The organism is Histidinibacterium lentulum, from assembly GCF_003789055.1.
GTDB lineage: Bacteria > Pseudomonadota > Alphaproteobacteria > Rhodobacterales > Rhodobacteraceae > Oceanicola > Oceanicola lentulus.
Genome location: NZ_ML119081.1, coordinates 608,838 through 629,198 on the forward strand (window position 1 = coordinate 608,838; position 20,361 = coordinate 629,198).

The 20,361-nt window shown below is 69.5% G+C and carries 15 protein-coding genes; 5 read left to right on the forward strand and 10 right to left on the reverse strand.

The features are described from left to right. Positions 1-12: 12 nt before the first annotated feature. From EAT49_RS02920 to EAT49_RS02945, 6 genes are all read right to left on the reverse strand, one after another. Complete coding sequence (locus EAT49_RS02920) at positions 13-768, reverse strand: sugar phosphate isomerase/epimerase family protein (RefSeq protein ID WP_123640762.1); 756 nt, start codon at positions 766-768, stop codon at positions 13-15. A 33-nt stretch (positions 769-801) separates the two neighbouring features. Continuing rightward, positions 802-3,210 carry a beta-mannosidase gene (locus EAT49_RS02925; RefSeq protein WP_246003734.1) on the reverse strand — a complete coding sequence of 803 codons (2,409 nt, stop codon included), beginning with the start codon at positions 3,208-3,210 and terminating at the stop codon, positions 802-804. Beyond that, on the reverse strand, positions 3,207-4,283 hold the full coding sequence (locus tag EAT49_RS02930; RefSeq protein ID WP_123640763.1) for an ABC transporter ATP-binding protein: 1,077 nt from the start codon (positions 4,281-4,283) through the stop codon (positions 3,207-3,209). The genes EAT49_RS02925 and EAT49_RS02930 overlap by 4 nt, the downstream gene beginning before the upstream one ends. 4 nt (positions 4,284-4,287) lie before the next feature. Then, positions 4,288-5,184: a carbohydrate ABC transporter permease gene (locus EAT49_RS02935; RefSeq protein ID WP_246003746.1), complete on the reverse strand. Its 897-nt coding sequence runs from the start codon at positions 5,182-5,184 to the stop codon at positions 4,288-4,290. A gap of 40 nt (positions 5,185-5,224) precedes the next feature. Beyond that, positions 5,225-6,076, reverse strand: coding sequence for a carbohydrate ABC transporter permease (locus tag EAT49_RS02940; RefSeq protein ID WP_425459509.1), 852 nt, complete (start codon positions 6,074-6,076; stop codon positions 5,225-5,227). Between the two features lie 174 nt (positions 6,077-6,250). Continuing rightward, entirely contained in the window at positions 6,251-7,474 is a 1,224-nt protein-coding gene (locus EAT49_RS02945; protein ID WP_123640828.1) for an ABC transporter substrate-binding protein, read from the reverse strand. A 176-nt stretch (positions 7,475-7,650) separates the two neighbouring features. On the opposite strand from EAT49_RS02945, the gene EAT49_RS02950 reads away from it, so the two are divergent. Next, a complete protein-coding gene (locus tag EAT49_RS02950) occupies positions 7,651-8,685 on the forward strand; it encodes a substrate-binding domain-containing protein (RefSeq protein ID WP_123640766.1) in 1,035 nt (344 codons plus the stop codon). Between the two features lie 77 nt (positions 8,686-8,762). On the opposite strand, the gene EAT49_RS02955 is transcribed toward EAT49_RS02950, so the two are convergent. Continuing rightward, entirely contained in the window at positions 8,763-11,891 is a 3,129-nt protein-coding gene (locus EAT49_RS02955; RefSeq protein WP_123640767.1) for an efflux RND transporter permease subunit, read from the reverse strand. Positions 11,892-11,896: 5 nt separating this feature from the next. Then, the gene (locus tag EAT49_RS02960; RefSeq protein ID WP_123640768.1) at positions 11,897-13,042 is read right to left on the reverse strand and encodes an efflux RND transporter periplasmic adaptor subunit; all 1,146 of its coding nucleotides are present in this window, start codon (positions 13,040-13,042) and stop codon (positions 11,897-11,899) included. 185 nt (positions 13,043-13,227) lie between these two features. On the opposite strand from EAT49_RS02960, the gene EAT49_RS02965 reads away from it, so the two are divergent. Then, positions 13,228-13,860 (forward strand): TetR/AcrR family transcriptional regulator, encoded by a 633-nt coding sequence (locus EAT49_RS02965; protein WP_123640769.1) that lies wholly within the window; start codon positions 13,228-13,230, stop codon positions 13,858-13,860. 10 nt (positions 13,861-13,870) lie between these two features. Here the strand turns inward: EAT49_RS02965 and EAT49_RS02970 are convergent, their stop codons facing one another. After that, positions 13,871-16,507 (reverse strand): AAA family ATPase, encoded by a 2,637-nt coding sequence (locus EAT49_RS02970; protein WP_123640770.1) that lies wholly within the window; start codon positions 16,505-16,507, stop codon positions 13,871-13,873. Then, entirely contained in the window at positions 16,504-17,616 is a 1,113-nt protein-coding gene (locus EAT49_RS02975; protein ID WP_123640771.1) for a metallophosphoesterase family protein, read from the reverse strand. The genes EAT49_RS02970 and EAT49_RS02975 overlap by 4 nt, the downstream gene beginning before the upstream one ends. A gap of 225 nt (positions 17,617-17,841) precedes the next feature. Here EAT49_RS02975 and EAT49_RS02980 point away from each other — a divergent pair, with 225 nt between their 5' ends. From EAT49_RS02980 to EAT49_RS02990, 3 genes are read left to right on the forward strand one after another with little or no spacing between them, the layout of a single operon-like run. Next, a complete protein-coding gene (locus tag EAT49_RS02980) occupies positions 17,842-19,011 on the forward strand; it encodes a 2OG-Fe(II) oxygenase (protein WP_123640772.1) in 1,170 nt (389 codons plus the stop codon). Between the two features lie 31 nt (positions 19,012-19,042). Continuing rightward, positions 19,043-19,585 carry a sigma-70 family RNA polymerase sigma factor gene (locus EAT49_RS02985; protein ID WP_123640773.1) on the forward strand — a complete coding sequence of 181 codons (543 nt, stop codon included), beginning with the start codon at positions 19,043-19,045 and terminating at the stop codon, positions 19,583-19,585. Then, the gene (locus tag EAT49_RS02990) at positions 19,569-20,348 is read left to right on the forward strand and encodes a hypothetical protein (RefSeq protein ID WP_123640774.1); all 780 of its coding nucleotides are present in this window, start codon (positions 19,569-19,571) and stop codon (positions 20,346-20,348) included. Before EAT49_RS02985 ends, EAT49_RS02990 begins: the two co-directional genes overlap by 17 nt. Positions 20,349-20,361: the final 13 nt, after the last annotated feature.

The following is a 20,361-nucleotide window of genomic DNA, read 5'->3' on the forward strand; positions in this document are numbered from 1 at the left end:
CTCTTTCCCCTCTCAGAGACCGCGTGCGGCCTCGATGGACCGGCGCGCGAAGCGGCGGTCATCGCTCGGATTGTCGTGCTCCATGACGAAATGGCGGCAGGGCGTGCCGCGCAACTGCTGCATGAGCGCGGTCCAGTCCATCGTCCCGTGCCCCACGTCGGCCCAGCCGTCCTCGTCCGTGGCCTCTCCCTCCGGGGCGATGTCCTTCACATGAGCCGCGATGATCCGGTCGGAGTATCTGGCGATCCACTGCGCCGGGTCCTCCTTGCCCTTCACGATCCAGGCGGCGTCCACCTCCCAGACGAGCGAGGGATCGCCCGCGAGGATCAGGTCGAGAGGCTTGTCCTCGCCTTCGACGGCGGCGAACTCGAAGTCGTGATTGTGCCAGCCGAAGGTCAGCCCCGCGTCCTGCAGCGGCTTGCCCGCCTCCGCCAGCGCCCGGCCGAAGCTGCGCCAGCCTTCGGCGCTCTGCACCCGCAGGTCCGGGCCGACGGCGGGCACGATGACCGCAGACATGCCCATGGCGCTGGCGATGTCGCGCACCCGGTCGGGCTGGTCGCGCACCATCTCGAAGCCGAAATGCCCCGTCGGCATCGTCAGTCCGCAGTCATCCAGCGTGGCGCGCAGCGCGGAAAGATCGGAGCATTCGGCAAAGATGCCGCCGAAGGCCTCCACCGCGCCATAGCCGAACTCGGCCACCATGCGCAGCGTGTCCTCGAGCGGCCCGAAGTTACGGGAGCTGTAGAGCTGATAGGAGAAGTCCGTCATCGTCGTGTCCAGTCTGTCTTGGATCGGTCTGTTTCAGGCGGCCATGGTGGCGCCGTGAAGATCACGCAGGGTGAAAGCAGGCTCCGGCCCGTTGGTCTCGGGCCGGAAGGTGATGGTCACGGGACGGCCGGGGATCAGCGTCACCGCATTGTCGGAGAAGCGTCCGGGACGGTCCGCCTCAAGGCTCACGAACAGAGCGAGCGCCGCCGCATCGAGCGTGATTTCCCAGGCATCCCGCACTTGCGCCACGCGCATCCCGATGCCGGGCGGAAGAAGACCGTAGGCCTTGTAGGGCCTCGGCGCGGAATGCTCCGCGCCCGCCCCGCCCTCATGGCGCCAGGCCCAGCCGAGGAGCCTTGCCTCGCCGAGCGCGGCGCGCTGCACCCGAAGCACCTCGAGCGCCGCGTCGGGGCCGACGGTCGCCCCGGCTTCCGCCAGAGTTTCGGCCCGGCCATCGAGGAACAGCGCCTCTGCCGTCACCTCCACCGCCACCGGCGCGCCCGTGTCGTTCACCGCCTTCAGGACGATCTGCTCCCCCTCGGGCACGGCCACCACATGCACCGGCGCATGGAACCGCCGCGCCATGTGGTGCATCAGCTTCCAGCCGCCGCCATAGTCTAGGCTCGACCATGAACAGACCGGCCAGGTGTCGTTGAGCTGCCAGTAGAGCGTTCCCTTGCAGCGCGGTTTCAGCGACCGCCAATGCTCGACCGCCGTTCGGATGGCGAGGCCCTGCTGCACCTGGCTGAGATAGACGAAGCTCTCGAAATCCTTCGGAAACCGGAAATAGCGGAACATCGTCTCCGCGATCCGGGCATTGCCGCCGGCGTTCTTCTGGTGGCTTTCGAGCACCGGCGAGGCGATGTTGAAATCGGCAGGATCGGCGAATTGCCGGATCACGGACATCGACGGATAGGATTGAAAGCCGAATTCCGAACAGAAGCGCGGCGCCACGTCCCGGTAATGGTCGAAATCCCGCCCCTCGTGCCAGACCGACCAGAAATGCATGTCTCCCGCGCTGTCGTCATGCCAGGCATCGCCAAAGCTCATCGGCCCCGGGCTGGGCGAGGAGGGCCACCAGTTCGCGCCGGGTGCCGTCTCTCGCAATGCCGCCTCTATGGTGCGGTTCAGCCGGTCGTAGGACACGAGATAGCGGTCGCGGTTCTGCACGCTCTCGGGAAACCACGTCAGCGCGCCGATGAGTTCGTTGTCGCCGCACCAGAGGGCAATCGAGGCGTGATGCTGAAGCCGCGCGACGGTTTCGCGCACCTCACCCGCCACCTCGTCGAGGAACTCCGGGGTCGATGGATAGAGGTGGCAGGCGAACATGAAATCCTGCCAGACCATCAGTCCAAGCTCGTCGCAGAGATCGTAGAACCAGTCCGGCTCGTAGCGCCCGCCGCCCCAGACGCGGATCATGTTCATGTGGGCATCGACGGCCGACTGCAGGAGGTGTCGCGTCTTCTCCTTGGTGATCCGCCCGGGCAGCGCATCGGCGGGAATCCAGTTCGCGCCGCGCGCGAAGACATCCCGTCCGTTCACGCGAAAGCCGAAGCTGCGCCCGATCTCGTCGGGTTCCGACACGAGATCCAGACTGCGCAAGCCGATCCGCCGCTTCACAGACGTGCCGCCCAGCGTGACCGTCAGGTCGTGGAGCACCTGCGCCCCCTGCCCCGCCGGCCACCAGAGCTGCGGGTCGTCGATCCCGATGCGCGCCTCGAACCGGCCGTCCGTCACCGGGGCCTCGACGCTCTGCGCGGCGAGCGACACGAGGCACAGGCGCCCCTCCGCGTCCGTAGCCTCTCCGGCGACCGTCACCGTAACATGGCCCGGCTCGTGGTCCTGCGTGACCGTCAGCCCGGTCACGCGCGGCGCGCGCGCGGGCTCGATCCGGATGTCGCCATAGATGCCCGCGGGCGCCAGCGCGATGTTCCAGTCCCAACCGAAATCGCACTGCACCTTGCGCAGCATGTTGCCGTTGGGGATCGGGCAGTTTGCCTTGTGATAGGGCACCGGAAAGGGTTGCGCCTGCTGGGCCGCCTCGGCAGCCGCGACGCTGGACTGCAGAACGATCTCGATCTCGTTCTCGCCCGCCTGCGCCACCCCGCCGAGATCGGCGCGATACCCGCGAAAGGCATTCGCCGTCTCGAGCACGACCCGGCCGTTGACGCGCACCGTGGCCACGCAGTCGACCCCCGAAAGCACCAGCGCCACCTCGGGATCGGTCAGCGTCACCCGCCGCCTCAGCGTCCAGTCCCGTTCCGCGATCCAGCGCAGCCCGTATTCGTTCCTGCCGTGGTAGGGATCCGGAATCCGCCCCGCTCTCTCCAGCGCGGTGATGACATCGCATGGCAGCTCGATCTCGAGGGCGTGGTCGCCCCGGGCGTCCGACAGCGACCATGTCCCGGAAAGGTCGATCGAACCGGCAGAGCCCTGGATCACAATCGCACCTCTGAGGCGCTGTCGAAGAGCGAGGACTGCTCCAGAGCAAGGCCGATCCGCATCCGGTCGCCCTTTCTGACCTGGGATTGCCCGTCCATCCTGAGCCTGAAGCGCGATCCCTCGAAGGTGGTCCACACCAGCGTGTCAGAGCCCATCGGCTCCACCAGTTCCACCGGAACCTCCGCGGCATAGGCCGCACCCTCCGCGGCGTCGCCGGTCACCACATGCTCGGGGCGCACGCCGATCCACGCGGGTCCGCTCATGTCGCCGCGGCCGGAGGCCCGGTAGCGGTCGAGCGGAATCCGCGCCTCGCCCACGCGGAAGATGCCGCCGTCGATCACACCTTCCATGAAGTTCATCGACGGGGAGCCCACGAAGTCGGCGACATACTTGTTCACGGGGCGATTGTAGATCTCGTCCGGGCTTGTCAGCTGCTCGATGACGCCGCCGCGCATGATCGCGATGCGGTCGGCCAGGGTCATCGCCTCGATCTGGTCGTGGGTGACGTAGATCATCGTGTTGCCGAGCCGCGAATGGAGCTGCTTGAGCTCCACCCGCAGGTCCGCGCGCAGCTTGGCGTCGAGGTTCGAGAGGGGCTCGTCGAAGAGGAACACGTCCACGTCCCGCACCAGAGCCCGACCGATGGCGACGCGCTGCCGCTGGCCGCCCGACAGCGCGGCGGGCTTGCGCTTCAGCAGGGGCTCGATCTGCAGGATCTCGGCGGCGCGGGTCACGCGCTTTTCGATCTCCGCCTTCGGCATCCGCGCATTGCGCAGCCCGAAGCTGAGGTTCCCCTCCACCGTCATCTGCGGATAGAGCGCGTAGGACTGGAACACCATGCCGATGCCCCGTTCCGAGGGCTCGGCCCAGGTCACGTTCCTGCCGTTGATGAAGATCTGCCCGTTGGTGACCTCCAGAAGACCCGCGATGCAGTTGAGCAGCGTGGACTTGCCGCAGCCCGAGGAGCCCAGGAGGACGAGAAACTCCCCCTCGCGGATGTCGAGGTTCAGGTTCTTCAGTACCCCGAGCCCGCCGAAGCTGAGATCGAGATTGCGGATTTCGACGGAATGCATGGGATCAGCCTTTCACCGCCCCGGCCGCGATCCCGCGGACGAAGAGCCTGCCGGAGGCGAAGTAGATGACGAGGGGAACGAGACCGGTCAGCAGGGTCGCCGCCATGTTGACGTTGTATTCCTTCACGCCCTGCACGGAGTTGACGATGTTGTTGAGCTGAACCGTCATCGGATAGCGCTCGGGACTCGAGATGTAGGTCACGCCGAACAGGAAATCGTTCCAGATGCCCGTGACCTGGATGATCAGCGCCACCACGAAGATCGGCAGCGACATCGGCATCACGATCCGGAAGTAGATCCCCCAGAACCCCGCCCCGTCGACCCGCGCCGCCTTGAAGAGCTCGGACGGGATCGCGGCGAAGTAGTTTCGGAAAAGAAGCGTGTTGATCGGCATGCCGAAGACGACGTGCACCAGCACCAGCCCGGTCAGTGATCCATAGAGCCCCGCCTCGCGCAGCATGATGACTATGGGATAGAGCATCACCTGGTAGGGAATGAAGGCGCCCAGGATCAGGATGGTGAAGAACAGCTCCGATCCCCTGAACTTCCACATCGAGAGCGCGTAGCCGTTCACGCTGGCGATGGCGATGGACAGGATCACCGAGGGGATCAGGATGCGGACCGAGTTCCAGAAGCCGCGGCTCAGCCCGTCGCAGTTGATACCGGTACAGGCCTCCGCCCAGGCCTTCACCCAGGGCTGGAAGGTGATCTCCATCGGCGGGGAGAAGACGTTGCCGAGACGGATCTCCGGCATCCCCTTCACCGAGGTGACGAGCATGACATAGAGCGGCAGCAGGTAATACATCGCCACGATCAGCAGCGTGCCGTAGAGCATGATGTTGGTGCCGCTCAGGGCGCGCTTCGGCCGCGGGCCGTGGGGGCCGGAGAGGCGCTCGCGCACCGCGTCGGCGGCCGGGAGGGTCGAGCCGAGGATACCGGGATCAGCCACGTTTCCGGCCTCCGAATTCGAGATAGGCCCAAGGGACCAGGATGATGACCACGCTCAGCAGCATCATCGTCGAGGCGGCGAAGCCCTGCCCCATGTTCTGGCCGCCGAACATGTTGTTCATGACGTATTTCGCGGGCACTTCAGAGGCGATGCCGGGCCCGCCCGCGGTCATCGCGACGACGAGATCGTAGAGCTTCACGATCCCGCTCGCGATCAGCACCACGGAGGTCACGAACACGGGCCGCATCATCGGGATGATGACGAAGACATAGGTCTTCCACGTCGGGATGCCGTCGATCCGCGTGGCCTTCCAGATGTCCTCGTCGATGCCGCGCAGCCCTGCCAGCATGATGCACATGATCAGCCCCGTGCCCTGCCAGAGCCCGGCGATCAGCAGGCCGTACATCACGATATCGGCGTTGTAGAGCGGATCGAAGTTGAAGCTCTCCCAGCCGAGACCGCGGACGATACCCTGGATCCCGAACTCGGGATTGAGGATCCACTGCCAGATCAGGCCGGTGACGATGAAACTCAGCGCGAAGGGATAGAGGAAGATCGTGCGAAACGCGTCCTCGAACCGGATCTTCCGGTCCAGAAGCGCCGCCAGAACAAAGCCGAGGAGCAGCGTCAGGACGAGCGAGCAGATCCCGTAGATCGCGAGGTTCTGGATCGACACGATCCAGCGCCGTGTCTCCCAGAGACGCTCATACTGCTGCAGTCCTGCCCAGTCGAGCCGGGGCAGCAGGCCCGAGGATGTGAAGGAATAGACGATGGTCCAGATCGTCCCGCCGACGAACACCACCAGCGCGGTGAAGATCATCGGGATCGAGGCGATCTTGGGCATCAGGTTGCGAAAGAGCCGGATAGGCGGTTTCGCTCGCGTCGCGGCGCTCTCCGCGCGCGCGCCGTTCTGGACCAGTGCCATGGCGGTCTCCCTTTGGAGGGTCTCGGGCCGTCGTGTCACGGAAGGCGGAGAAACGCCCCGGCCGGTCATCCGGCCGAGGCGCATGCTCGCGGATCAGTCCGCGTTGGCGATGATCTCGACGTAACGCTCCTGCGCTTCCGCGGCAGTCATGCTCGGATCGCTCCAGAACTCGGTCATCAGGTCGTTGACCTGCTGGTTCGTGTCGGGCGTCAGCAGGGCGTTCCCCGAGGGGAGCGTCTGCCCCGCGGCCAGAAGCTCGAGACCCTTCTGAGTGCAATCGTTCACGGTGCCCAGATCGACATCGCCCCGGATCGGCAGGGAGCCTTTCGCGGAGTTGAACGACACCTGCACTTCCGGAGACAGCAGCAGCGCGGCCAGCTCCTTCTGAGCGGCCTCGACCTCGGGGTCGTCCTGCACAGGGAAGTAGAAGGCATCGCCGCCGGTATCGAGGATCCCGGTCACGCCGAGGCCGGGAAGGCAGTGATAATCCTCGCCAGCGACCTGTCCGGCGACGGCGAATTCGCCCTGCGCCCAGTCACCCATGATCTGCGCCGCGGCCTGGCCGGTGATCACCGCGTTGGTGGCCTGGTTCCAGTCCGAGACGTTCAGTCCGGCCGCCAGATCGCGCGCATTCCCGAAGGCCTCGAACACGCGGGCATAGGCCTCGCCGCCCGCGACATCCACGTCCTTGTCACGGTTGATGGCCAGCCAGGCTTCCTCGCCGGCGAGCGCGATCGCCATCACGCCGAACGCACCCGACTGCTGCCAGGACTGACCGCCCACGGCGAGCGGAACGATGCCCGCCTCGCGCAGCGCCGGCGCGCTTGCGACGAGGCCGTCCCAATCGCTGGGAACCTCGATACCCGCCTGTTCGAAGGCGTCATCGCTCAGCCACATCCACTGCCAGGAATGGATGTTGACCGGCGCGCAGTAGACCCGCCCGTCGACGGTGCAGGCCTCCAGCAGCGACGGCGGATTGACGATGTCGAACCAGCCCTCGGCCTCGGCCACGTCGGTCAGGTCGAGCAGCAGGCCCGCCTCGATCAGTTCCTCGGCCTGCCGGCCGTGGTTGAACTGGAACGCATGCATCGGGTCGCCGCCGATGATCCGGCTGACCATGATCGGACGCGCGGTGTCGCCGCCGCCGGCGATCGCGCCGTCGACCCAGTTATGCTCGGTGCGCTCGTTCAGCGCCTCGGCGAACTTCGCCACCGCCGCGGCCTCGCCGCCGGATGTCCACCAGTGCGAGACCTCCAGATCGACCGCGAACGCGGCCGTTCCCGAGCACATCGCCGTTGCGGCGAGCAGTTTTCCCATGACCTTCACGATTTGCTCCTCCCAGAATCTAAATCGTTGTAGGAGACGCTACATCGATTTAGAAATTCCAAACAAGCCCTTTTTTCGGCGCTGGGCTCCGCGCATCGACCGACCATCCCGCGTGTCGGCCCCTGTCCGGATTGTGAGCCGCCGGGGGCTTGCGTAAGGAGACGGTCATGACCGCGCGCAAAGGGCCCCGGACCCCCTCGCCGACCGACAGGCGGCCTCCCGGACGCCCGACACTCAAGACGATATCGGAACTCAGCGGCCTCGCCGTGCCCACCGTGTCCCGCGCGCTCAACGACGCGCCGGACATCGGCGAGGCAACGAAGCGCCGGGTGCAGGAACTGGCCGAGAAGATCGGCTACCGCCCGAATCGTGCAGGCCTTCGCCTGCGCACCGGCAAGACCAACGTGATCGCTCTGGTGCTGCCGACGAACTACGACATGCTGAACTACACTGCGCGCCTGATCACCGCGATCGTCGCGGGCACCCGTGGCACCGCCTATCACCTCATCATCACGCCCTACTTTCCGGACCAGAACGCCATGGACCCGGTCCGCTATCTCGTGGAGACCCGGTCGGCCGACGGCCTCATCCTGAACCAGACCGAACCCGAGGATCCGCGCGTCGCCTACCTGATGGAGCAGGGATTCCCCTTCGCGACCCATGGCCGGACCAGGTGGTGCGACCGGCATCCGTTCGTCGATTTCGACAACGCCGTGTTCGGACGGATCGGTGCCCGGCGCCTGATCGCGCGAGGCCGCCGCCGCCTCCTTCTCATCGCGCCGCCGCAGAACCAGACCTATGCGATGAACATGATCGCTGGCGCGGCCTCGGCGGCAGCGGACGCGGGCGCCACGCTCGAGGTGCTGGACGGCGTCTCCAGCGACAGCCCCTCCATCGAGGTGGAAGCCCGGATTCGCGCGCGATTCTCCACGGGACCGCGACCTGACGGGATCATCAGCGCGTCCACCTCCGCCGCGATCGCCGCGACGGCCGGAATCGAGTCCGAAGGCCTGACTCTGGGGCGCGAGGCCGACCTGATCGCCAAGGAAGCCGTGCCGTTCCTGCGCCGGTTCCGCTCCGAGATCCTGTCTGTCTACGAGGATGTGGCCCAGGCCGGCGCGGTGCTGACCCGGGCGGTGATCCAGGCCATCGACCATCCGGAGTTGCCCCCGATCCAGGTCCTTGACGCGCCCGGAGACTGAGCCGCCGGGTTTCCGGCCATCGCCTCCGGGGACAGACGGCAGGCGCGGCCTGCGTCAGGGCAACCCGGCGGTGCCGCTCATTCCGCCGCCATGTGGACCGCTAGGGGCAGCGGTTCGGTCGGCGACGCGGCTCGCGCCTCCGTCCCGGGCCGCCGCCGGGACAGGGTGAGCGCGAACATCTGCGGCGTGAAGGCGAAGGCCAGCGTCACGGAAAGCGCGACGCCGCCCGCCACTGCCATGGCGAAGGGCGGCCAGAAACCGCCCCCGCCCAGGATCAGCGGCAGGAAGCCCCCGAAGGTGGTGACCGTCGTCGACGCGATGTGCCGCGCCGAGCCAGCGACCACGTCGACCATCGCGGCACGGTCCCCGCTCGCGGCGCGCGGGTCCTCCTGCAGGCCCGACAGCACGATGAGGGCGGCATTGATCGACACGCCGATGGAGCCGATCACTCCGATGATCGCGGTGATGCCGAAGGGATAGTCGAACGCGGCCAGTGCCAGCATGGACAGCCCCGCCGACAATCCCGCGACGGAGAACGCGATCAGGGTCAGGCGGAACGAATTGAAGGACATCGCCACCACGGCGATCGACATCGTGACGATCAGGCCCAGCGGCGCCACCAGCGCGGTCACGGTGCTGTCGCGGGCGTCACTGTCGCCGCCCGTCTCCAGCCGTACGCCTTCCGGCAGGGAGAGGCCGCCGGCCTCGAGCCGGGCCATGGCCTCGACCAGCGCCGCCTCCGGCAGGACGCCGGGCAGAAGGAAGGCCTGCACGGTGTTGACGCGCTCGCCATTCCGGCGCGTGATCTTGCTTTCCGAGGGCTCCAGCCGCAATGTGCCGAGGGTCGACAGGGGCACCGCCGGAAACGCCCCCGTCGCCGCCACCTGCGCCGCGCTGGGCGGCAGGATCGGCATGTCCCCGATGGCCACCGGATCGCCCCTCAACCCCGCTCCGAGCCGCACGCGAACGGGCAGCTCCTCGGTGCCCTCCAGCATCGAGCCCCCCGTGACGCCTTCGAGACCCGCCTCCATCTGCCGCGCGATCCGGCCCAGATCGAGCCCCAGCAGCCGCGCCCGCGCCTCGTCCACCTCGAGCGTCAGCCTCGGGCTCCCGCCGGCGATGCCGGTGCGCACCGCGGTGATCTGCGGCACCTGCGCCAGCAGGGCCCGAATCTCGTCCCCTGCCCGCCGGAGCGCGTCGATATCCTGCCCCACGAGCCGCAGCTCCACCGGCGCATCCACCGGCGGGCCCTGCGTCAGCCCCCGGATCACCAGACGCGCCTGCGGAAAGGCGGGCGGCAGGTCGTCCTGCAATTCCGAGAGCAGCCGTTCCGTCGCCGCCGGCGAGGTGGTGCGGATCAGGGCCTGAGCAAAGGCCGGGGCCTGATCCCGTTCGCCCACCATGTTGTAATAGAAGGCCGGCGCGGAGCGTCCCGCCACCCAGGCCACATCCCTTATGTCCGCTTCCGCCCGCAACCGCGCGTCGACATCGCGGAGCACCCGCAGCGTTCCCTCGATCGCGGTGCCCTCCGGCAGCTCCATCTCGATGTGAAACTGGTCGCGGTCGACGCCCGGAAAGAACTGGGGCGTGAGGCCGGGCAGGGAGAGGAATCCCAGCACCGGCATCATCAGCGCGAGGGCCACGCTGCGCAGCGGATTGGCCATCGACAGGGCCATCAGCCACCGGAAGCACCGCATCGCGATCCCGTCCCGCGGCGGGGTGCCATCCCCCGGCGCAAGCCAGTGGCCCGCGATGGCCGGAGTCAGGGTCACGGCGACGACGAAGGACCACGCCAGCATGACGATCACGGAAATCGCGATGGACCCCACGAAATCTCCCGCCGGTCCGGGCAGCAGCAGAAGCGGCATGAACGACAGGATCGTCGTGACGGTGGACGCCGCCAGAGGCACGGTCAGCCGCCGCACCGACCCCGCCACCGCCTCGAGCCGCGAGAGCCCCGCCCTCAGCCGCTTGCCCACCTCGTCGGTCATCACGATGGCCGCATCGACAAGAAGGCCGAGCGCCACGATCAGGCCCGTCACGCTCATCTGGTGGATCGGCACGGCGAGCGCATTCAGCGTCGCCAGCGAGGCCAGCGACACGACCGGGAGCACCATCGCCACGATCAGCGCCGAGCGCCAGCCCAGCGTGACGAAGAGCACCGCCACCACGAGCGCCACGCCGAGCGCCATGTTCAGCCCGACTTCGGCCAGCCTTTCGGAAGTGTAGCGGCTCTGATCGAAGACCGTCTCGACCGAGAGCCCCCAGGGCAGCGCAGCCGTCTGCACCTCCACCGCGGCGCGCACATCCGCCATCCAGCGGTCCACCTGCAGCCCGTCCGACAGCTTTGCCGAAACAAGGATCGCGCGCTTGCCGCCGTAGAACGCTGCCTCGGCCAGGGGGTCGCGCGCGCCCCGCGTGATCCGGGCGACATCGCCGAGCAGCGTGACCCGGCCCGCCGCATCCTCGCGCAGCACCACGGCGCGCAGCCGGTCCAGCGAGGTGATCTCCCCGGTCACGCCCAGCACGAGGTCTGTCGTTTCTCCGCGCAGCCGTCCCGCCTGGACCTTGGCATCCGCCGCCCTGACGGCCGCCGAGACCTCGTCCGCCGTCAGACCGAGCGCGGCGGCGCGGTCGGGATCGAGCGTGACGAGCACCTCCTCCTCCGGCAGACCATGCAGATCGACCAGACTGGTGCCCGGTACCCGCCGCAGACGGTCGGCCAGCGCCTCCGCCTCGCGGGCAGCGCGGGTCAGGCTCGAGCCTTCGGACAGGGTCAGCGCGAGAATCGCCGCATAGCCTCCGGCCCCGTCGCTGTTGAAGTCGGGCTCGAGGACACCCGCAGGAAACTCCCGCCGCGCATCCTCGACCGCATCGCGCACCTGCGCCCAGATCTGCTCGATGGACTCGGCCGGCACCGTCTCGATCAGCTCGACGGCGATCACCGAAATGCCCGTGGCGGAGGTCGACTCCACCGTTGCGATCTCGGGAATGGTCCGCAGTTCCGTCTCGATCTTCGCGGTCACCAGTGCCTCGACCCGGCCGGGGTCCGCGCCCGGAAAGGCGGTGGTGATCGTGGCGAAGATGTTGGTGATGGTCGGGTCTTCCTGGCGCCCGATCGAGATCAGCGAGGATAGCCCCGCCGACAGGACCACCAGCAGCGCCAGCAGCACGAGGCGGGGATTCCGGAAGAAGAGCGTGTCCATCCCGCCTACTCCGCCAGCGCGAGGACGAGCTGGCCCGGGGCGACCCGGTCCGGTGCCTCGGCCACGATGCGTGCGCCGGGGGGCAGCTCTCCGCGCAGGAAGACCCGCGCGCCGTCGCTGTGAATCACCTCGACGGCGGCGGGCAGGGTGCGGTCGCCTTCGGGCGTCGACTCGAGCGCCATGACCGACCAGCTTCCCCGCGCGCCCTCGCGCAGCGCGGAGAGCGGCGCCCAGAACCCGGGCTCCGCCACGCTCTGGTCGAGCACCAGCGCGACCGTGTCGCCAAGAACCGGCGCCACCCGATCCGGCAGCGTGATCACGACGGACCGGCTGCGGGTGCTCGGGTCGAGATCCGGCCGGATCTGGCGGATCGCCGCGGGCTGAACGACGCCGGCCCGCTCGACCTTGACACTCCCGCCCGGCTCCAGACCCGCCGCCAGCGCCGGCGGCAGCCCCACCCGCACCTCCGGCGGGGCATCCTCGAAGAGCACCAGCACCGGTTCCCCCGCGGACACCGCCCGGCCCGGATCGATAAGCCGCTCTCCGATGCGGGCGGCGAAGGGCGCGGTCAGGACGGATTTCTCCAGCTCCACGTCCACGCCCGCGATCCGTGCCCGCACCGCCGCCATGCCCGCCTCCGCCCTCTCAAGGGCCAGCCGCGCATCGTCCTGCGCGGCGACCGAGCGAAAGCCGCGCTCGGTCAGCGCGTCGTTCCGCGACAGGGTCAGCCGGGCGAGTTCCGCCTCCGCGCCGAGGGCGGCCAACTCCGCCTCCAGCGCCGCCCGCTCGGGCATCAGCGCGCTGGTGTCGAGCCGCGCGAGAACCGCGCCTCTTGCGACCCGGTCGCCCTCGTCCGCGAGAACCTGCGTGACGCGCCCGCCCAACTCGAACCCGAGGTCGATCCGCGCCGCGGCCTCCACCTGCCCGGTGAACCGGCGGGTGACCATATAGCCCGGAAGGGGCTCGACCCGCATCACCCCCACGGAGGTGATCGGGGCGCGCGGTGCCTCTGCACCGCCGGGCTCGTGCGACAGCACCTCGAGCCCTGCGAAGACCGCGGCACCGGCCCCTGCAAAGATCAGGATCGTCACCGCGAGCGTCAGGCTTCGCCGAACTGCCCGCCGAACGCCCGATGTCGCCGCATTGCCCATGTCTGCGCCTCCGCCCGAAGTGAGATGCTCTTACATATGTAAGTTTCACTCACTTTGGCAAGGGCAGATTCTCCGGACCCTGTGCGCCCTTCGCCAAGGCGCCGCTTGTCAATCGCGTCAAGACTCGCCTAACGTCGCCCGAATTCTCAAGTGAGAACCACTTACCAGATCGGCGAGCCAGGCAGATGTCCGACGATCCCGCCCGCGCAAGACCCGCGACCTCCAGGGCCGGCTACCACCACGGCGACCTCCGCGCGCAGTTGATCGAGGCCGTGCGCGACCTCGTGGAGACGCACGGTCCGGACGGCTTCTCCGTGGCCGAGGCCGCGCGCCGCGCCGGTGTCAGCTCGGCTGCGCCCTACAAGCACTTCCGGGACCGTCCCGAAATTCTCCGCGCCGTGGTGAGCGAGGGAATGGACCGGCTGCGCGCCGCGATGGAGCGCGGTGCGGCGGCGCATCCCGCGGGCTCGCTCGAGGGCGTGGCGGCCATCGGCCTCGCGTATGTGGACTTCGCGAAGGCCGAGCCGGGTGTCTTCCGTCTCGTCTTCGGCCTGACCGAGGGGCACGAGAACGCCCCCGACCTGCGCGAGAAGGGCGAGGACTGCTACGGTGTGGTCCTCTCCGCCGCCGCAGCCTGCCTCGGCCTGCCCCCCGACGATCCGGACGTGGAGCGCCGGGCCTACATGCTCTGGTCCTTCGTCCACGGTCATTCCTTCCTGACCATCGACATGAAACACGCCGCCCCCGAGGGCGGGATCGACGACGGCGCCTACCTGATGGCGGTCAGCCGCGCGATCCTCGGACCGAAGACCTTCTAGCGGAGACCGCTCAGCCGGCCTCCTCCATCCGCATCCGCGGCCTGTCCCCGCCCAGCCCCGCAAAGGCCATCTGCCGGCAGGAGAAGACGATGATCTGCTGGTCCATGGCCACCCTGTTCAGTGCGGTGAACATCTTCACGATCCGGTCGTCGTCGGAATAGACCAGCGCATCGTCGAGGATGATCGGCAGATGCTGGCCGCGCCGCGCGAAGAGCCGTGCGAAGGCGAGCCGCGTCAGGATCGCGATCTGCTCCTGCGTGCCGCCCGAAAGGGTCTCGAACTCCTCGGTCTCGCCGCCCCGGCGCAGGGCGTTCGGCATGATGCTGTCGGTCTCCCAGTCGATGCCCGCATCCTCGTGGAGGATGCGCAGGAGCGGCCGCAGTTCCTCCTGCACCGGCTCGAAATAGGCCTCCCGGGCCCCGTCGCGCGCCGCCGTCAGCGCCTCGCGCAGCCGCACCAGCGCCGCCACCTCGGCCTCCATCCGCGCGGCGCGGGCGCGGGCCGCCGTCAGCCGGTCCGCCACTTCGTTGCGGCGTTCCTCCACGCCCTCCTCCGCCCGCGTGTCGATCCGCGCCGAAAGATCCGCGCGCCGCTCGAGGAGATGCTCGCGCCGCCTGCGGGCGTTCTCGTGGGATGCCTCGGCGCGCTTGAGATTCGCCGCCGCGGTCGCCGCATCGGGCGCGCCCGCGGTCAGCTCCGCATGCGCCCTGTCCGCGGCCCTGGCGGCGATCTCCGCCCGTTCGGCCGCTGCCGCGAGGGCCGCGAGCCTGCCTTGCCGGGTGTCCTCCTCGCCCGCCAGGGCCTCCGCCGCCTCGCGCCGGTCCCGCGCGCCCGCCAGCGCGGCCTCCGCGGATGCGACCTTCTCCCGCGCCGCACCGACCGCCTCCGAGGCTGCTCCGAGCCGCCCCCGCAGCTCCGCCTCGCGCGTCTCGGCCTTTTCGAGATCCCGCGAGATCTCCTCCACCGGTCGAACGGGACCCTCGGCCGCCTCGGCGGTCACCGCGCGCGCCGCGGCCAGCGCCTGCTCCAGCCGCTCGATCCCGTCCGGCGCAAGCGAGCGCCCCAAGCCATCGGCAAGCTCCGCCGCGCCGATGTCCTGCTGCCGCGTCTGCGCGCGCGCGCGGGCCTCGGCGAGCGTGCCGACCCCGCAGCGCTCCAGCGCCTCGTCCTCTGCCGCCAGCGCCTCGGCGAACCGTGTCTCGGCATCCTCCGCCTCGGCCCCCTGCGGCAGGTCGAAGCGGAGGCACCCGATACCCGGCAACTCCAGTTCCGACCCGTCCTCGAGCGCCACGGGAACGCCCGCCTCGAGAGCCTGGCCCTCCAGCGACACCCGCGCGGTCCCGCTGTAGACCGGTGTCACCTTGACCGCTGCCGCGGCCGTTGCTCCGCGAAGCCGCGCCACCTCGCGGGCAGCCTCCTCCAGCGCGGAAAGCGCCTCCGCCGTCACGGGGTTTCCGGCGACACGCGCCTTGGCCGCCGCCGCCTCGGCGCGATGCCCGCGCACCTGCTCCAGCACTGCGGCGAGCCGCTCCGCCTCCTCCCGCGCGCGCCCGACCCGGTCGGCCCGCTCCGCCAGCGTGCGCTCCGCTCGCAACGCCCTGGCCGCCGCTTCCGCCTCGGCGAGAAGCCCGCGCACCTCCGTCTCGGCGCCGCGCGCGGTATCGAGCCGGGCCCGCGCCTCGCGTGCGTCCGCATCGGCCCGTTCAACCTCCTCTGCCGTCTCTCCGACCCGCTTCAACGCCTCCGCGAGGCCGTCGCGCCGCCGCAGGGCCTCCGCCGCCTGCATCGCGGCGAGATCTCTCTCCCCCCGGGCCGCGGCGATCTTCTGCGCATGGCTCTCCGCAGCGCGCGCCGCCTCCCGCGCCGCGTTGAGGTCGCTCTCGCGCCTGAGGCGTTCTTCCGGATCGTCGATTCGGCCGAGCTCGGCCTCTGTGGCCCGGCGCTCCCGCAGCGCATCCGCCAGCTCGGCGCACTGCCGCTCCAGCACCTCGAGCTCCGCCGCCAGTGCCTTTTCGCTCTCCACGGACTCTTTCCACGCACCCCTGGGCGACAGCCGGCTTCCCGTGGCGAGAAGGCCCAGATCGTCCTCGCAGCGGCGCAGGATGCGATCCATCGTGCGGCCTCCCGTGACCTTCTCGATCTCTCCCGCCACCGAGCTGAGAAGATCGCGCCGCGCCTCCGTCAGCCGCTCCCGCTCGGCGGGCTTGGCGTCGGCCGGTTCCAGCCCCAGGACCCCCTGCCGCACCCAGAGAAGCCCCGCCGGCCCCTGGTCCGCCGCACCCACCTGGCGCGCGATCCAGTCCTCCGCCTCTCCGTCGCGGGCGATCACCACTCCCCGCGCGAGATCGGTCACCGAGGCCCCGGCCTTCGCCAGAAAGCGCTTCTCGACGGCATAGCGACCGCCCTCGACCTCGATCTCGAGCACGATCCGGACCCCGCCGCCCGCGCGCGGACGTAGCGAGCCGACCAGTTTCCCCTTCGACGTGTATTTCTCGAAGGCCACGGCCTGGATCGCGTCGAAGAAGGTCGACTTGCCGAACTCGTTGGCCTCGCAGATCACCGTGATCCCGTCGCCCACGCCCCCGAAGGATACCCTGCGCCCCGCGAACTTCCTCACGTTCTCGAGGGTCAGACCGCGGATCCTCATTGAGTCTCCATCGCGTAGGAATAGAGCCGCGCCAGCGCCGCCGCCGCCACCGCATCCCCCGCCTCGGCAGCCGCCGCCAGTGCCTCGGCGGCATCGCGTACGGCGCCCCGGTCGTCGATCAGCGCCAGATCCCCGCCTTCGCGCAGCACGCCAAGCCCGGAGAGATCGCTCTCCGCCCACAGGAAATCCGGCGTCACCTCCGCGATCGCCCGCTCGAGCGCCGCCCGGGCGGCAAGGCCTGTCCGCCCGCTTGCGCGAATGTCGATCATTGTCCGGTCCCGCAGCGCCAGCCCGGGCAGCGCCCCGGTCAGCCGCTCTGCAGGGTCGTCGCCCTGGAGCAGGTCCAGCGTCAGCCGCGTCCAGCCGATCTGACCCGTCTCGACCTCCGTCACCTCCACCTCGGCGCCGGGGCCGGGGATCGCGACCAGGAGCGCCCCGGCCGGGCGATGGGGCTTGAAACTGTCCGGCTCGGGCGTGCCGGAATACCAGGTCTGCGGCCCCACCTCGATCCGCCCGTGCCAGTCGCCGAGCCCGAGGTAGTCGAGCCCCGAAAGCCGGGCGCGCTCGGGCGGGATCACGGCGCCGCCCTCTCCGCCCATTTCCTCCACCGACCGGAAATCGCGGATCGAGCCATGGCCGAGTCCGATCCGCACCGCCTCGCCCGTCGCCGCCTCGCCCATCCACTCGGTCAGGTCCCGGCCGGGAGCGCGCGCCGTGCAGGGTGCGGGCAGCAGGACCGCCCCGGCCGTCAGCGCCATCGGCGCGGCCTCGACGGCCAGCATCACGTTGCCGGGCCTCTCCCGCGCGAGCGTGCCCCAGATCTCCGCCGCACCGAGATGGTCGTGGTTGCCGGGCATCAGCACCCAGGTCAGGTCATCGTGCCCGGCCATGGCGTTCACCGCCTGTCGCAGCGTGGCCCGGGTGGGTGTCTCCGCGTCGAACGTGTCGCCCGCAAGCAGTACATGGCTCGCCCCCCCGGCCCGCGCCGCGGTCGCCAGATGGCCGAGACTGTCCTGCCTCGCCTGCCGCAGCCGGTGCCGCACCGGCTCGGGAAAGCCGCCGAACGGCTTTCCCAGGTGCACGTCGGATGCATGAAGAACCCGGATCACGCCGTGCGCCCCCGAAGACCACGCGACCCGTCGCACCCGCCCCTGATCCGCCGCCCCGCTCTCATCCGCTCGAACCCCGGTCCCCTGCGCGCGGCAATGTCCCACGCGGCGCGAACGGAGTTCAATCGCCTTCTGTCTGGGGATCGACACGAATTTTCCCGCGGCGCCGGGATGAGACCCCCCGACGTCTTCGTATGCGAGCGATGGAATGAAGGGACGAGCAGCATGACCCCGGCACCGCAACTGGACACGACCACGCTTCTGACACCCGGCGACCCCGCGCCGACCTTCACGCAGCGCAGTGTCAGCAACCCGCGGTTCACCTTCGACACGGCGGCGGGCCGTTATCTCGTCCTGTGCTTCTACGGCTCCGCGGCCGATCCCCATTCCGAGGCCGCCCTCGCCGCAGCCCTTGCCCGCCCCGACATCTTCGACGACACGCGCGCCTCCTTCTTCGGCGTCAGCGTCGATCCCGAAGACGAGACCGCGGGGCGCATCACGAACCGCCTGCCCGGCTTCCGCCACTTCTGGGATTTCGACCTGACCGCCTCGCGTCTCTACGGCGTCGCGGCGCGGGACGCGGACCCCGGCTCAGGCCCCGTCGCGCTCATGCGGCAATGGGTGGTGATCGACCCCACCATGCGGGTCCTCGCCGCGATCCCGTTCCGCAACGACCGCAGCGACCTCGAGGAAGTCATGACGGTCCTCGACAGCCAGCCGCCCCCGGACCGCTACGCCGGCACCGAGATCATGGCGCCCGTGCTGTTTCTGCCGCGGGTCTTCGAACCGGAGCTCTGCCGCCACCTGATCGACCTCTACGAGACGAACGGCGGCGAGGAGAGCGGCTTCATGCGCGAGATCGGCGGTCGGACCGTGGGCGTGCAGGACCCTGGCTTCAAGCGGCGCAAGGATTGCACCATCGAGGACAAGGAGCTGATCGGCGCCCTGCAGACCCGCTTCCTGCGCCGCGTCGTGCCGGAGATCGCCAAGGTCCACCAGTTCCGCGTCACCCGGATGGAGCGCTATATCGTCAGCTGCTATTCGGCGGAGGACGGCGGGCATTTCCAGGCGCACCGGGACAACACGACCAAGGGCACCGCGCACCGCCGCTTCGCCGTGTCGGTCAACCTCAACGACGATTTCGACGGCGGCGAGGTCAGCTTTCCGGAATACGGGACGCGAAGCTTCAAGGCCCCGCCGGGCGGCGCGGTGGTGTTCTCCTGCTCCCTTCTGCACAAGGTCAGCAAGGTCAGCCGCGGTCGCCGCTACGCCTTCCTGCCGTTCCTCTACGACGACGCCGCGGCCCGCATCCGCGAGGAGAATGCACGCTTTGTGGGAGAGAAGGGATCGGCCTATCGTGCCGCAACACCTGCGCCGGCGAACGACCCAGCGTGATGCGCCGGTAGGGAAAGGGAGCCGCGCCGCGATGGCCAGGGACGATCTCGATGTCGTGGGACAGCTCGACGCGCTGCGCCGTTACGCGCTCGTCCTGACGCGCGACGCGGAAAGCGCGGACGACCTCGTGCAGGCGACCTTCGTGCGGGCGCAGGAACGGCGGGAGACCTTCCGCGACGGATGCGACGTCAAGGTCTGGCTGATGACCATCCTGCACAATCTCTTCATCGACACCCGCCGAAGCCACCAGGCGGCGGAGGCGCGCGACCGCGCATGGGCCGAGACACGCCCGGCCTTCGTCGAGCCGTCGGGCGAGGGTGCGGCACGGCTGGCGCAGCTGCGCGCGGGGTTTCTGGCTCTCGCCCCGGACCAGCGCGAGGCCCTGCATCTCGTGGCCCTGGAGGGGCTCGCCGTGGCGGAGGCGGCGGCGATTCTCGGCATTCCCCAGGGGACCCTGATGTCCCGTGTGGCCCGCGCCCGCGCGGCGCTCCGGGCCTTCGAGGACGGCACAGGCGAGGCCGGGCCGGTCCCCTCTCTCAGGATCGTCGGAGGACGCGATGAGCGACAATCGTAACGGTGGCCCCGATCTGGAGAGCGATCTCGAGGCCGACCTCCTCGCGGCTCTCGAGAGCCGACCCGATGCGGACCGGACATGGGCCGCGGTCGATCACCTCCTCAGACGGCCGGAGCGGGCGGCCGGGCTCCTGGAGGATGCGCGCAACACTGCCGCCCTGCGCCGCGCGCTCTCTCTGGCCGAGACTCCCTCCCCGGCAAGGCTGGTGGACGAGGCCCGACGCCTGCAGGATCGGCTGCGCCGCCAGCGCCTGATGCGGCGCGCAGCCCCGATCGCGGCGGCTGCCGTGCTCTTTGCCGCCGGTTGGGGCGGCCATGCAGCCTGGCAGGGCGCGGGCCCTCCCGCGCCGCACCCGCTGGTCGAGGCGGCCCTCGATGCCAAGGCGGCGCTGGAGCTGCGGCATGCGATGACGTCACAGGAAAAGAGCACCGTGCTGGACTCTCAGGAGATCAGCGCCGCCCTCGGGATCGACCTGCCGCCCCTGCCCGCCGACTGGACGCTCCGCGACGTGCAGATCGTCGCGACGCCCGACCGGCCGGGCCTGGCGCTCACCGTCGACGCCCCGGAGTTCGGGCGGATCCTGCTGATGGCCGTGGCGCGGCCCCCGAACGATCGGGACGACCCGCCGACCTCGTTCGACTATCAGGGGAGGACCGTCGCGCTCTTCGAACGGGACCGCTCCGCCTTCGTGCTGATCGACGAGTCGGGCCACCCTGAGCAACTGGCCATGGGTGTGGGCCAGCTCTTCGCTCACAGCAACTGAATCGCCCGGCCCT

Coding starts and splice junctions, on each gene's coding strand:
- EAT49_RS02920 (WP_123640762.1), bottom strand. CDS start 768: ATGACGGACTTCTCCTATCAGCTCTACAGCTCCCGTAACTTCGGGCCG.
- EAT49_RS02970 (WP_123640770.1), bottom strand. CDS start 16,507: ATGAGGATCCGCGGTCTGACCCTCGAGAACGTGAGGAAGTTCGCGGGG.
- EAT49_RS02985 (WP_123640773.1), top strand. CDS start 19,043: ATGGCCAGGGACGATCTCGATGTCGTGGGACAGCTCGACGCGCTGCGC.
- EAT49_RS02950 (WP_123640766.1), top strand. CDS start 7,651: ATGACCGCGCGCAAAGGGCCCCGGACCCCCTCGCCGACCGACAGGCGG.
- EAT49_RS02955 (WP_123640767.1), bottom strand. CDS start 11,891: ATGGACACGCTCTTCTTCCGGAATCCCCGCCTCGTGCTGCTGGCGCTG.
- EAT49_RS02930 (WP_123640763.1), bottom strand. CDS start 4,283: ATGCATTCCGTCGAAATCCGCAATCTCGATCTCAGCTTCGGCGGGCTC.
- EAT49_RS02940 (WP_425459509.1), bottom strand. CDS start 6,076: ATGCCCAAGATCGCCTCGATCCCGATGATCTTCACCGCGCTGGTGGTG.
- EAT49_RS02990 (WP_123640774.1), top strand. CDS start 19,569: ATGAGCGACAATCGTAACGGTGGCCCCGATCTGGAGAGCGATCTCGAG.
- EAT49_RS02965 (WP_123640769.1), top strand. CDS start 13,228: ATGTCCGACGATCCCGCCCGCGCAAGACCCGCGACCTCCAGGGCCGGC.
- EAT49_RS02980 (WP_123640772.1), top strand. CDS start 17,842: ATGACCCCGGCACCGCAACTGGACACGACCACGCTTCTGACACCCGGC.
- EAT49_RS02960 (WP_123640768.1), bottom strand. CDS start 13,042: ATGGGCAATGCGGCGACATCGGGCGTTCGGCGGGCAGTTCGGCGAAGC.
- EAT49_RS02945 (WP_123640828.1), bottom strand. CDS start 7,474: ATGGGAAAACTGCTCGCCGCAACGGCGATGTGCTCGGGAACGGCCGCG.